14 protein-coding genes are annotated in these 12750 nt (G+C 43.2%); 8 read left to right on the plus strand and 6 right to left on the minus strand.

Annotation, left to right across the window (positions count from 1 at the left end):
* The first annotated feature begins 171 nt into the window (after positions 1-171).
* Positions 172-465 (plus strand): hypothetical protein, encoded by a 294-nt coding sequence (locus QZW82_RS11365; RefSeq protein ID WP_293148070.1) that lies wholly within the window; start codon positions 172-174, stop codon positions 463-465.
* Positions 466-672: 207 nt separating this feature from the next.
* Here the strand turns inward: QZW82_RS11365 and QZW82_RS11370 are convergent, their stop codons facing one another.
* From QZW82_RS11370 to QZW82_RS11390, 5 genes are read right to left on the minus strand one after another with little or no spacing between them, the layout of a single operon-like run.
* The gene (locus QZW82_RS11370) at positions 673-1341 is read right to left on the minus strand and encodes a hypothetical protein (protein WP_293148072.1); all 669 of its coding nucleotides are present in this window, start codon (positions 1339-1341) and stop codon (positions 673-675) included.
* Positions 1341-1694, minus strand: coding sequence for a transcriptional regulator (locus QZW82_RS11375; RefSeq protein WP_293148074.1), 354 nt, complete (start codon positions 1692-1694; stop codon positions 1341-1343). Before QZW82_RS11375 ends, QZW82_RS11370 begins: the two co-directional genes overlap by 1 nt.
* Positions 1678-2058, minus strand: coding sequence for a type II toxin-antitoxin system RelE/ParE family toxin (locus QZW82_RS11380; RefSeq protein ID WP_293148076.1), 381 nt, complete (start codon positions 2056-2058; stop codon positions 1678-1680). The genes QZW82_RS11375 and QZW82_RS11380 overlap by 17 nt, the downstream gene beginning before the upstream one ends.
* Before the next feature lie 18 nt (positions 2059-2076).
* On the minus strand, positions 2077-2436 hold the full coding sequence (locus tag QZW82_RS11385) for a transcriptional regulator (protein ID WP_293148078.1): 360 nt from the start codon (positions 2434-2436) through the stop codon (positions 2077-2079).
* 50 nt (positions 2437-2486) lie between these two features.
* Positions 2487-2978 (minus strand): type II toxin-antitoxin system RelE/ParE family toxin, encoded by a 492-nt coding sequence (locus tag QZW82_RS11390; RefSeq protein ID WP_293148080.1) that lies wholly within the window; start codon positions 2976-2978, stop codon positions 2487-2489.
* A gap of 154 nt (positions 2979-3132) precedes the next feature.
* On the opposite strand from QZW82_RS11390, the gene typA reads away from it, so the two are divergent.
* The 6 genes from typA (at position 3133) to QZW82_RS11420 (ending at position 9766) form a co-directional block, all read left to right on the plus strand.
* Positions 3133-4923 carry a translational GTPase TypA gene (gene typA / locus QZW82_RS11395; protein ID WP_293148082.1) on the plus strand — a complete coding sequence of 597 codons (1791 nt, stop codon included), beginning with the start codon at positions 3133-3135 and terminating at the stop codon, positions 4921-4923.
* A 158-nt stretch (positions 4924-5081) separates the two neighbouring features.
* The gene (locus tag QZW82_RS11400; RefSeq protein ID WP_293148084.1) at positions 5082-6233 is read left to right on the plus strand and encodes an AAA family ATPase; all 1152 of its coding nucleotides are present in this window, start codon (positions 5082-5084) and stop codon (positions 6231-6233) included.
* Positions 6223-6816: a hypothetical protein gene (locus QZW82_RS11405; protein WP_293148085.1), complete on the plus strand. Its 594-nt coding sequence runs from the start codon at positions 6223-6225 to the stop codon at positions 6814-6816. The genes QZW82_RS11400 and QZW82_RS11405 overlap by 11 nt, the downstream gene beginning before the upstream one ends.
* 231 nt (positions 6817-7047) lie before the next feature.
* Complete coding sequence (locus QZW82_RS11410; protein WP_293148086.1) at positions 7048-7920, plus strand: ParA family protein; 873 nt, start codon at positions 7048-7050, stop codon at positions 7918-7920.
* The gene (locus QZW82_RS11415) at positions 7917-8375 is read left to right on the plus strand and encodes a hypothetical protein (RefSeq protein WP_293148088.1); all 459 of its coding nucleotides are present in this window, start codon (positions 7917-7919) and stop codon (positions 8373-8375) included. The genes QZW82_RS11410 and QZW82_RS11415 overlap by 4 nt, the downstream gene beginning before the upstream one ends.
* Positions 8376-8497: 122 nt before the next feature.
* Positions 8498-9766, plus strand: coding sequence for a DPP IV N-terminal domain-containing protein (locus QZW82_RS11420; RefSeq protein WP_293148090.1), 1269 nt, complete (start codon positions 8498-8500; stop codon positions 9764-9766).
* A 309-nt stretch (positions 9767-10075) separates the two neighbouring features.
* Here QZW82_RS11420 and hpsL read toward each other — a convergent pair whose 3' ends face one another.
* On the minus strand, positions 10076-11740 hold the full coding sequence (gene hpsL / locus QZW82_RS11425; RefSeq protein ID WP_293148092.1) for a hormogonium polysaccharide biosynthesis protein HpsL: 1665 nt from the start codon (positions 11738-11740) through the stop codon (positions 10076-10078).
* Positions 11741-12155: 415 nt separating this feature from the next.
* Here hpsL and QZW82_RS11430 point away from each other — a divergent pair, with 415 nt between their 5' ends.
* Positions 12156-12728, plus strand: a complete 573-nt coding sequence (locus QZW82_RS11430; protein WP_293148094.1) for an alpha/beta hydrolase — start codon at positions 12156-12158, stop codon at positions 12726-12728.
* The last annotated feature ends 22 nt before the right edge of the window (positions 12729-12750 follow it).

Raw genomic sequence — 12750 nt, forward strand, 5'->3', positions numbered from 1 at the left:
TGAGGCAGTTTGGCGCTCGGTTTACAATAAAAAATAGACAGTTTCAGATGACCAAATAAAAACAGTATAGACTATTGCTTATTTTATATTCCTCATGTTACGATTAATATTATATACGGTAGAATTAATCAGCTTTCCATAATTTTGCCAACTATCCAACACAAAACAAACATGAAAAAAGCACTCTTGTTCCTAGCAATGGTAACAGTACCAACACTTTGCTTCCCAAGTCTCTGCCTTGCTGATGTTTACATCAAATACTCGAATAAGGATTCACAAAAGTATGTGATGAAAGTTGAGATGAACGGCTTAATAAAAGAAGTAACATTTAATGCCCAAACAAGTTCGGCAGCCACCATCCAAGGCAACAGTAAAACCAGTGTGATTATCACACCATGCGGCAAAGTAGAAGTCAAGAATGAGGCCAAAATTGAAATCGAAAAAGGTTGTATCAAGATTTTGTAAGTGATGGTTGCAGATGATGTTTGAAAAATTTCATTGCTTACTATCTTAAGAGCGTGAATTAAATAATTTACACATATTTGGGGGATGGGCGGGACGCCCATCCCACAACAAAAATAAAAATTGTAAGTTATTTAATTCTGATTCCTTAGGTTTGTATATCCTGGCATTTCCATCAAAAAGGGGTAATTTGAATTTTTCTCCCCTTGGTTAAGAGGAAACGGATATAGGATTGGAATTTTTCAAACATTCTCTAAGCGTGCAGATAGTCGCGATTTTCACGTGAATAGGGTGACTGAAATACTCTTGAACATCGAGTAGTAACACTTGAATACCTGTGTAAGGTTTGCTCGTGACTTCCCCGAGTTCGCGTGAAGTTCGCCCTAATAGTAGCTGTAGATAAACACCCTCAATCACTTCATTCATTGCGAAGAAGATCCGATCGCTATTTTCGCTAAGTTGATTGGTGACAACTATCTGTTGGGCTGCGATGGGCTGTAACTTCAGCGTTAACTGCACGTAACCCTCAATATAGTTATAGCGATGAGTTACTGTTCGATCGAGTCTGAGAGGTTGGGCATTGGGCTGACTGGGTAGTAGTAATAGCGATCGATCGCGATCGAGCTTGGGTGGATCTGCTACCCCATCGTAAACAATCAAGTTTGATGGTAAATCTGAATTTTTCATTGTTTTTGGCAGGAGATCGCACTTACTCGCGATCGGGTGCATCTGGTTTTTGAAGATGGCTATAGCACGATCGCATCTAAAGTTATTAGTTACGATCTCATATTGACTACGGTCATGCGATCGCCCGTACAAACATATTTGCTCGTACAAGCCGCTGCACCCCTCGCGATCGTACAGGCGATCGGCCACCATCAAACCTTACCAACTTCCGCCAACTCAGCAACATTAGCAGAAATTTCCTCATCCCCTGCATCAACCGCAACCGTTAACTTCAATCCCAAAGCCTTCAGCCAATTAGCCAAAGCATAAATAGTTGCAATCCCAGATTGCGACAGCAAAGCATCTAACTTTTCCAAAAGTAACTTAGCATCCTCAGCCGACATATTTGGTTTTCCCAAACTCTCAAATACATTGCTAAGTGCGAGTTCAAGCAAACCTGGTTCAGGCTCTTCGTCTTCCAAATGCGCCGTTAGATAAGCGGCAGCGTGTATCTTATCCTTGAGGGCTTCAATCAGATAATCTTGATAACTATCGCTCGTTGGCATTTTCGCGTTCTCCATATTCTTTCCAATACTCCTTAGCTCGACGGATATCTTGTTGTTGAGTGCTTTTATCTCCACCGCAGAGGATTAGCACTATTGTTGACCCAACTTGTCCGAAGTACACCCGATACCCAGGCCCAAAATCAATTTTTAATTCGCAGACTCCTTCGCCAACAGACTTGCTGTTTCCTAAATTCCCCAAGCGAACTCGATCGAGCCTTTGTTCAATTTTAACTACTGCACTCAAATCTCGCAGGGAACTAAGCCACTCTGCGAAAGGATTTCTACCGTCTGGGGTAATATAGCGTCTAATTTCACTCTTGTTGTACTTCCATAAAGTCGATCGCACTTGCTCGCTTATTATCATATGGGCGATCGCCCAAAATCAAACCTTACCAACTTCCGCCAACTCAGCAACATTAGCAGAAATTTCCTCATCCCCTGCATCAACCGCAACCGTTAACTTCAATCCCAAAGCCTTCAGCCAACTAGCCAAACCATAAATTGTCGCAATTCCGTCTCCCGACAACAAAGCATCTAACTTTTCCAAATGCAATTTAGCATCATCAGCAGACATATTTGGTTCACCCAGAGCTTCAAATACATCCCTCAGCGCTTTTCGCATAATTTTTAATTCCAAATCTCCCTCTTCTTCCTCAAAAATCTCTGTGATGTAAGCAGGAGAAAAATTTGGATCTTTGAGAGATTTGATTTTAAACGGATGGTAAGGGACACTTTTACGCATTTTCTTGGCTCCTGTATTCTTCCCAATATTTCTTAGCAGTGCGAATATCTTCATCTTTCCTTTCTTTTATCTCCACCACACAGCAAAAGCACTATAGTTGTTTCTACTTGTCCAAAATAAACTCTGTAGCCCGGGCCAAAGTCAATTTTCAATTCCGAGACACCTTCGCCAACCGATCGACAATCTCCCAAATTTCCATTGCTAACACGCTCCAGCCTTTTCACAATCTTGGCTTTACCCTTAAAGTCGCGGAGAGATTCCAACCACTCATCAAAAGGAACTCTGCCGTCAGGCTGGCTATAACTCTCAATTTCCTTGGGTTGCACTTCCATAATTCCACCTTCTGTAAATACTACAGATAGAGTATGTGACAGTTGAAGGTGCGGAATGTGGGCATAACGCTCTTTCGTCACTCTCGTCATATAAAAACCTGGAACTTTTACACCGAGAGACTTTCCCCTTTTGAGCTTGAGGTATGGGTTCCTATCAGTTTGCGATCGCCAGATTGCCCATTGAGTATAAGTTTCATCAGTTGGCTGCAATTTTTATTTTTCTGGAGTGACAAAAGAGCGATAATCTTGATTCTAGCCGCGATCGCACTCCAATCTTACAGTCGCGCCCGATCGCCCCTTGACTCCATGCGCTACAATTATTAAGAAATCTTTAGTTAAATCCGTTTAACGTCCCAGACGCATTATGAGTCTTCCCATTCGCAACGTTGCTATCATTGCTCACGTCGATCACGGCAAAACCACCCTTGTGGACGCTCTTCTCAGACAGTCCGGGGTCTTCCGCGAAGGGGAAGAAGTCCCAGATTGCGTCATGGACTCCAATGATATCGAGCGCGAGCGCGGCATTACTATCCTTTCCAAAAATACCGCCGTGCGGTACAAAGAAACCCTGATCAACATCGTCGATACCCCCGGACACGCGGACTTCGGCGGAGAAGTCGAACGAGTTCTCGGCATGGTAGACGGTTGTTTGCTGATCGTAGACGCCAATGAAGGCCCGATGCCGCAAACCCGGTTCGTGCTCAAAAAAGCCCTAGAAAAAGGCTTGCGCCCGATCGTCTTTGTGAATAAGATCGATCGCGATCGAGCCGACCCCCACAAAGCCGTCGATAAAGTCTTGGACTTGTTCCTCGAACTAGGCGCTGACGACGATCAGTGCGAATTTCCCTATCTCTTCGGTTCCGGCTTAAGCGGTTACGCCAAAAAACACCTAGAAGACGAAGGGGTAGATATGAAGCCCCTGTTTGAAGAAATCCTCGACCACGTACCGCCCCCCGTCGGCGATCCCAACAAGCCGCTGCAACTGCAAGTAACCACCTTAGATTACTCGGAATACGTCGGGCGCATCGTCATCGGCCGCATTCACAACGGCACGATTAGAGTCGGTCAACAAGCAGTTTTGATCACCGAAAGCGGCGCACTTGTCAAATCAAAAATCAGCAAATTGATGGGCTTTGAAGGCCTGAAGCGGATTGATATCGCAGAATCTTCTGCTGGTAATCTAGTCGCCGTTGCCGGTTTTGCTGATGCGTATATTGGCGAGACCATTACTTGTCCCAACGACCCGCAAGCTCTACCTTTAATCAAAGTAGACGAACCAACTTTGCAGATGACTTTCTCTGTGAACGACTCGCCATTCTGCGGTCAAGAAGGTAGTTTGGTAACATCGCGTCAAATTCGCGATCGGCTAATGCGAGAACTCCAAACCAACGTCGCCTTGCGCGTCGAAGAAACCGACTCTCCCGACAAATTCCTCGTATCCGGCCGTGGCGAACTTCACCTCGGAATCCTGATCGAAAATATGCGTCGCGAAGGATACGAATTCCAAGTATCTCAACCGCAAGTAATCTTCCGCGAAGTCGGCGGCCGTCCCTGCGAACCCTTTGAATGTTTGGTCTTAGACGTACCCGAAGAAGCAGTCGGCGGCTGCATCGAACGCCTCGGTCAGCGCAAAGCAGAAATGCAAGATATGCACGTCAGCAGCACCGGTCGCACCCAAATCGAATTTTCAGTCCCCGCTCGCGGTTTGATTGGATTCCGAGGCGAGTTTATGCGCTTGACTCGCGGCGCTGGAATTATGAACCACAGCTTCCTCGACTATCGCCCCCTCGGTGGAGAAATTGTCGCCCGTCGCAACGGAGTATTGATTTCCTTTGAAGAAGGAACTGCGACTACTTATTCACTGAAAAATGCTGAAGACCGCGGCGTATTTTTCATTACCCCCGGAACCAAGGTTTACAGAGGGATGATTATCGGCGAAAACAACCGAGATGACGACATGGAGCTGAATATTTGCAAGTCGAAGCAGTTGACAAACCACCGCGCATCTGGCGGTGAAGAGTTGGCGCAATTGCAAGCACCAGTCGATATGAGTTTGGAACGCGCTTTGGAGTACATCGGGCAGGATGAATTGGTGGAAGTAACACCAAAATCAATTCGCTTGCGGAAGGTTTCTAAGAAGTTGGTCAAACGGTAAAATAACTTGATGGCTGGCAATTTTGCCAGCCATCAGTGTCAACTTCAAACTGTACATAATCGACTTGGGCTTGTAAGTGCAAAGTCTTGTAGGATAACAGATGTATTTATAATCAATCCTTAAGTTTATCGTTATCCTAACTTTTATAAATAAAAATTATGCTGAAGAGAATTTATGTAAATAATTTTAGATGCCTGGTGAATTTTGAATTGCAAGTAGATAGCTTAAATCTCTTTCTGGGTTCAAATGGATCGGGCAAAACTACCGTTTTTGAGGTTTTAAGAAAATTACAGAAATTTATTTTAGGCGATCGAGCTTTCGAGCAAGATTATAAAGTATCAGATTTGTTTACCAACAAGGATTTAACAAGATGGCAAAAATCGAACATTCAAAAATTTGAATTAGATATTGAAGGAAATGGTGGCATTTATAAATATACCCTAGAGATCGAACATCAAAGAGACTATGCACCTCCTAGAATGCGACTAGAAAGCTTAACTTTTGACGGACAACCTCTGTTTAATTTCTGGGTTGATCCAGGCGATATAGGTATAACTGTAGGCCAAGCTAGGTTGTATAATGACGATCCCGATCGCGAAGGTGCTTTCGTACCGTTCTTTGATGGGTCGCGTTCTGGCATTGGTTTTATTTACGAGAGACCTGACAATCTAAAGCTTACATGGTTCAAAAAACGGATTTCTAACTTTTTTATTGTACAGATCAATCCTTATATAATGGAATCAGAAAGCCTTAAGGAGGAAAGTTCACCTAACTGGGATATGTCAAATTATGCAGCTTGGTACAGCTATTTATCTCAAGAATCTCAAGGTAAAATATTTAAGTTAACGCTGGAATTACAAAAGATTATCCCAGGATTTGATTCATTTCAAAATTCTAAATCCGGTGATGTGAGGATTTTGTCAGCATTTTTTACCCGTCCCAGCAAGGCTGCTTATAGGCTTAATGAATTATCACATGGTCAAAAAGCTTTAATTGCTCTATATACCTTAATATATTGTTCTCCTGATGAGAATTTTACTTTGTGTATTGATGAACCAGAAAATTTCCTGGCTTTACCGGAAATACAACCTTGGTTGCGTAGGGTGATGGACTATTGTCTGGAAAATGAAGCACAAGCAATGTTAATTTCTCATCACCCATCATTAATTAATTACTTAGCAAGCAATTCAGGTTATTGGTTTGAACGAGAAGATAATGAAGCTGTTCGCGTGCGCCGAATTACTGATACGGTCGAAGAAGGCTTATCAGTTGCTAAGCTTATAGAACTTGGATGGATTTATGACGAGTAGAGATGATTTACCCGAAGTAACTATTCTCTGTGAAGATATTGACCAAGAGCGATTTATCAGAGAATATTTGATCTGCCGGGGATTGGACGATCGCAAAATTAAAGACTTTGGTAATCCTAAAGGAAAAACAATTAAGAATAACAATGCTTTGATAGTTAAGCATTATCCACAGCTTATTAAAAGTTATAGAAGCCGTAACTACAGAAATATTGCTGTAGTAGTAATGATTGATGCTGATGAAGATAGCTTGGAAGAGCGAATGCGTTGTTTAAATATAGCATTAGACGAAACAGCAGGTAATTTAAACAAAGATCCGCGACTGCCTAACGAGAAAGTTGCTATTTTTGTCCCAGCCCGAAATATTGAAACGTGGTTTTATTATATTAATAGTCATATGTCAGGTCAAGAATGCAATGAACTTACTGATTATAAAGATAAAACAATGACTACAAAAGAGAGGATTGAATTAGCTAAAAGGTCGGCAAAAATATTGGCTTCAGAAATATGTCCTCATGGAGTCGATCGCATTGCTTTGCCTTCTCTTCGTTATGCGTGTAGGGAGTTGCAACGACTACAGTTGTAAAGAATTAGTTAATTGATGTGACATGACATTCTGTTAGATTCAAGATTTATTAAAGCAGTCAAGTATCTGAGTTTTTTTATTTAGGTTGTTCTACTTAGTGAATGATATATTATCAAAGTCTTCTTTTTAGATTAATTGCTACATCCCGATCCTAGTATGCGATCGCCCTTTCAACTAACCTCCACAATATGTTTTAATAAAAAATTGAGCCAAACCTAAACAAACCCAGCCATGAGTCCCAAATCCATAGCCGTGATCAACTTCAAAGGCGGTGTCGGAAAGACCACCGTCACCTGGAGTCTGGGAAATATTATATCCCAAGGAACAGACTTAGAAGTCTTGATGTTAGACCTAGACCCGCAAATGTCCCTCACAGAGGCGATCGGGCTTAACGAAAATACGGGTCATTTAGATGATAAGTTTGGTAAGTGGTACGAAAAATCTCTCAAACACAGACTCACAATTTACGACGCCCTCGAAGTCTTTAAAAAAGCCGGACAAAACTTTAAATTTCCCGTTGGTTTCGACACCATTTATCAGGTTGACGAACAGTTGCATTTTATCCCTTCAGTTGAAGAATTGTATTGGTTAGACCTCGATGGATTTGAGGGGAAAAGTGTTAAAGACTTCATCCGCCAGTTTAGCGGCAAAATCGCTAACTCTCCCAATCTCCCCAAATACGATTTGATGCTGTTTGACTGTTCGCCTTCCTTCAGTCTCCTCACCTATAGCGTACTATCTTCCTGTGACTTAATACTGATTCCCGTCAACCCAGATTATTTTGGTTCTCGGGGATTGAGTTTAGTTTTAAACTCGCTCCAAAAACGGATTGAGCCTTACCCGTTTCCCAAGATTGCCGTGTTTATGAATAAAGCTAAAATCTATGGAGGATTGCTGACAAATGAAGTTCAATTTTACATGAGAGAAGTCAAGAGACTTTGCGCTGAAATCTCAAAAGACAATAACATAGAAGTGAGATTTTTAGAATCGACGATTCGGGAAAGTGTTGGACTAAAGCGGGCAATTAATGAGGGAGAATTGCCGCGAGAATTAGTTAGAGAGTTTGAGCTACTTTGGCGCGAGTGTGAGGAGTATCTGAAATGATTAAAAAAGATATTTTGCCTGCTGGCGATTCAGAAACTGGGGGGGTGCTTGATGAAATTGGCGAACTTAAGGTCATCTTGCGCGAGGTTTCTAAAAAATTAACCAGGATTGAGGCTCAAGTCAAGCGGGGAGGGCTTTCTGCTGGTTCTAAAACTTCTGAATTGCCGGCTGTTGCTGTTGCTGTTGCTGATGTTGAGAAATCTGCTACTTTATCTACTGACAATGTTCTCGAAGTTTATGAAGAACTGCGTTTGCAAGCTAAGAAGGGTCATGAATTAGAGGTGAGGCAAAAATTGTCGGCTATGAGTGCGGCTGATTTGAATTTGATGTGTTGCGAGTTAGGAATGCCGCCCAGCAGCAAGAATCCGTCTCGCAAAAAAATGTTCGAGCTAATTATTGGTAGAATTAAGCAGAGTTTGATGCTGTCGCGACATATCGATCGCCAAACACTTTAAACAGTTGACAGTTGACAGTTGACAGTTGACAGTTGACAGTTGACAGTTGACAGTTGACAGCGAAAATTCGAGCTGTCTTTTTTGCTTCCCACTTTTCGTTGTCAAGAGGATCGACTAATAAAATGCGTTTGGATAAATTATTGCGATTTAGCCCGATCGCCCTTATTGCCCTCACACTCGCGATCGCCCTGTTTTCGAGCCTTCAGGGCCATGAGACAACCGCAGCCCAAAAACCAAGCATACTGGCGTTTACAGCTCTCCAACAGCGCGGCAGCGAGGTCATAAACAGTTTATTTACCGTCAACGCTACCAGTTTGGCCCGCCACGAACTTGCACCAAAAATAGATGTTAGCTATACCTTAGCTTGGTCGCCCAAGGGCGATCGACTGGCTTTCGTTAGCGGCGATACCGATATCTATACAGTCAACGCTGATGGTTCTGGGCTAACTAAACAGTTTGCAGGCGAATTTTGCAAAGCAGCTAATTTTGAAATAGTTTGGTTTTCCAACAGCCAGAAACTTGTTTTTGCCCGTTCTTGTGACGGTTTTACCTCCGACGCTCCCGGCAGTCAATCTCTTTTTTTGAGCGATACTTCGGGTATTAAAGGAACTAAATTAGTTAGGAATTTGGAAGTAGGAGGACAACAGACTAAAACAGAAATTTCCTCTAATTTCTATCTTTCTCCAGACGGTCAGCAGGTAGCATTTGTCAAGGATAAAAATATCTACAAAATGAATGCTGACGGTTCCGGCATGACTAAATTAACTCAAAGTCCCGGCGAGTATACATCCGGCGGTAGCGAACTTGTCTGGTCGCCCGATCGCACAAAAATCGCTTTTTTATCCGGTAACTATCCCCAACAGCAAGTTTACACGATTAATGCCGACGGCACCAACCTCAGAAATTTGACTGACAACCCGCAACATCAAGTCTACAACGTCAAGCTATTTTGGTCGCCCGACAGTAGCCGGATTGCTTGCTATCAGGGGAAAGCTGGCGATTTGAGCGGGGAAGAGCAGGATATTTGGGCGATCGACATTAACAGCGGAACTGCCAAAAATCTCACCCAAAAACCCCAAAACTACGATGCACTTTCCTGGTCGCCCGATGGCAAACTTATCGCCTTCACTGCCGGAGACTTCAACCAGCAAAAATTATACACAATAAATGCGGAAACTTCCCAGCTAAATCAACTAGCTCCCCGCCTAGGAATGTCAGGAATTTCTGAATTGGCTTGGTCTTATGACAGTCAGCAAATTGCTTTTACTTTTAATGAAATCACAGGCGATAAAAGCAATTTGTATGCAATCAATCGCAACGGTTCGGGATTAAATAAATTGACCAGCGACAAGGATTTAAATGCTGGGAACCCAGTTTGGAAACCACAGTAAAATTACGATTTATATCCTATCCTTTACACAACTCGCATAAATTTGGCGTTAATCTTTAGGTATGTAGTTGCGCTTCAGCGCTCTTGTTGATTCTCGGAAACAGCGCTGAAGCGCAACAACGTACCTTTGGATAAATTTGGGGTTAATTCTTAGGTATGTAGTTGCGCTTAAGCGCTCTTATTGATTCTCGGAAACAGCGCTGAAGCGCAACAACGTACCTTTGGGTTAATTCTTAGGTATGTAGTTGCGCTTCAGCGCTCTTGTTGATTCTCGAAAAGAGCGCTTAAGCGCAACAACGTACCTTTTTTTTCAAATTGGAGCCGATGAAATAATCTTTTTCTCCTTAAATTGTTGGTGAACTTCCAATTCATGTCCCTCAAGTTCCAGATTTTTCTCGTCCTGCACCTGTTTGTCAATTTTGGGCAACTTTAAAATCGCCCCAGCCAAAACCCAGTAATAGACAGACACTGGATCTACATCCAGCGGATAGTATTGAGGATTGATCGTAATAAATCCTACAAATACCCAAAAACTAGCTCCGTAACTCCGCAAACTTTTGTCCTTGACAGAACGGTACGCTCTAAAACTTAAAAAAGCTAAGTGTAAAAGCATGATCTGAAAAGCAATCATTCCCGGATAACCGAGTTCGTAAATCAACTTAGGATGGAAAGTTTCAATGAGCTGCGTGGTGCCAAATATTCGCGTTGAATTAGTCGCTCGTCCCACACCTCTGCCGAGAGGTCTATCAATGATAAAATTGTTGCTCTGCTCCAACTGATTCAAGAAAAACTGCTGGGGCGGTGCAGCATTCCAGCGGTTAACAAAACTCTCCCACCGCTGCTCGATAATTCCTGGGTTAACTGCCGCACCCACAAATAGCAGAATCGCCAGTCCTGCACCGACAGGAATAAATCTTTTTAAATTAACTAATTGACCTGTAAGAATTAGCAGGATTACCGTGGCAACTGGAACCATAACTAAAGCAGCTCTTTGACCGGAAATAACTGCATTGGCAAATACTAATGCCATGCCAAATAAACCAATAACTCTCCACCAGAAGGAAGGGTCACAAAAGGCAGAGGCAAAGGTTAAGAAAGCATTAGCAATTAAAAACCACGCCCACTGCCAAGGCGCCACAAATGTTCCCGGTAAGCGGATAAACTTGACTTCTGGACTGAATACTAAAGAACCGCCGACAAAACATCTAGCTTGCAGAGTTGCTTTATATAATTCTTCTCCAGTCATGCCTCGGGTACCCGCGCATTTTCCACTTTGCAGCAAGAGGTACTGAATCAAACCGAGAACGCAGCAAACGATCGCCAAAACTACGTGCATTCTACCAAAAAATACCAAATCCTTCTTGGTGCGGAGCAGATAATAGGTACAAGCAATCAGCGGTATGTAACCTATCAATACTTTTAAGCCGAGAATTCCTTGTAGAATTGGTTTGTCACCCTTCATCGGGTTGAGCTGCATCTCCCCGTTGACAAAAATTAAAGTCAGCATTGCCATCATCAACAGGATGCTGAAGGTAGAAAGCATTTGTTTGGGAATGAACAAAGGCAACTGTTTCTTTTTGCAGCTTTGAATGAGGGCGATGAGGGCTGGTATGTAGAAAGCGTCTTTGGCTACTTGAAATGCAGCATTCCCGCCGCCAATTGCGTAGGTGACAGTACCGCTGAGAGGCAGGTAAATAAAAAAAGCCCAGAAAGCTTGACGGGGGTATTTGTAGGAAAGCAGCAAAATGGCTACGGCGGCGCCTCCGGCAATAGCAATCTTAGCGCGAACCACGAACAACAGGGCGATGCTGACAGCAACACTGATTAAGCAGCTTATGACGATCCTCTGCACTAATTCATTGCGTTTTTGTGAAGTTTTGCGTTTTTGTGCGGCTAGTTCTTTTTTGCTGGGCGTTGTTGTTTTTTCGCTGGGCTTTTGTTTGGACTTCTTAGATTTGCGCTTGGTTTTAAACATAACTTCTAAAAGGCACTTATAGCCTTGCTCAGAAAGATGAGGTACTCATGGGCGAAGCGAAGCGGAGGGATGGGGCATAGGGCATGGGGCATGGGGCATAGGGCATAAGACTAGCGGGCATACCTCACTTTTTTTGAGAAAGGCTATATGTAGAAGGCAGAAGGCACTCGGAAGTAGAAGGGGATCTTATGCAGAATGTAGAAGGCAGAATGTATATCAGAAAAAATATTGCGGTAGATGTGGTTAGTTATTCTTGAAGTCCAGAGGGCGAAAAAATCTGGGTCAAGATGCTTGGTGCGAGGGGGGGAATAACTTACACTCGCGACCTTGTAGAATATAACTGCTGCATCTATAATGTACAAATCTCGAAAAAATAATTTTAATCGATCGCTCAAATCGATCGCAGAAACTGAATATGAAGTTAAACAAATTTGTATCGATCGGCATTGCCCTAGTTTTAGGAACAAGTGCCAGCGTATTGTCTGGCAGCAGAGCATTCGGGGCCGAAAAAGTTGTGCTCACCTTTGGCCCGATCAGGCAAACCGTCAATATCAGCGACTTGGAAGACTTTGCTAAAGATGGCACGACGACGCCAACCCTCAAACAAATTATCGGGTTCTCCAAAATGGATCCAAAAACACTCCAGGGGTTAATGGGTTTACAAATCGGTTTAAAGCCAGCTAATCTCGCCCGGGTAGTTTACAGCACTCCAGGCGAAAAAATTACTGACGAAATCGGTCAGGCAATTCGGACTCAGCGCCGCACAGAAGGTGGCAAAGCCATGCGGGCTGCGCTGATTCTGGCAGCCGGCGACGATGGTAAGGTGTCGCTGCTGGAAATTTTGAAAAAGTATCCTCTGCCGGAGGTTTACGTAGATGTTGCTACCATTGCTGCGACTGTTGGGAAAATTCAGGGTTTGGCTGGAAATCTGAGCACCCTGCTGCAAGATTCCAAGGGCGACACAACGAATAAAACTCCGACAAAATAGCAGGTTTGTAGTGAGGACTAAA

The sequence above is a fragment of the Microcoleus sp. bin48.metabat.b7b8b9.023 genome (assembly GCF_013299185.1).
Classification (GTDB): domain Bacteria; phylum Cyanobacteriota; class Cyanobacteriia; order Cyanobacteriales; family Microcoleaceae; genus Microcoleus.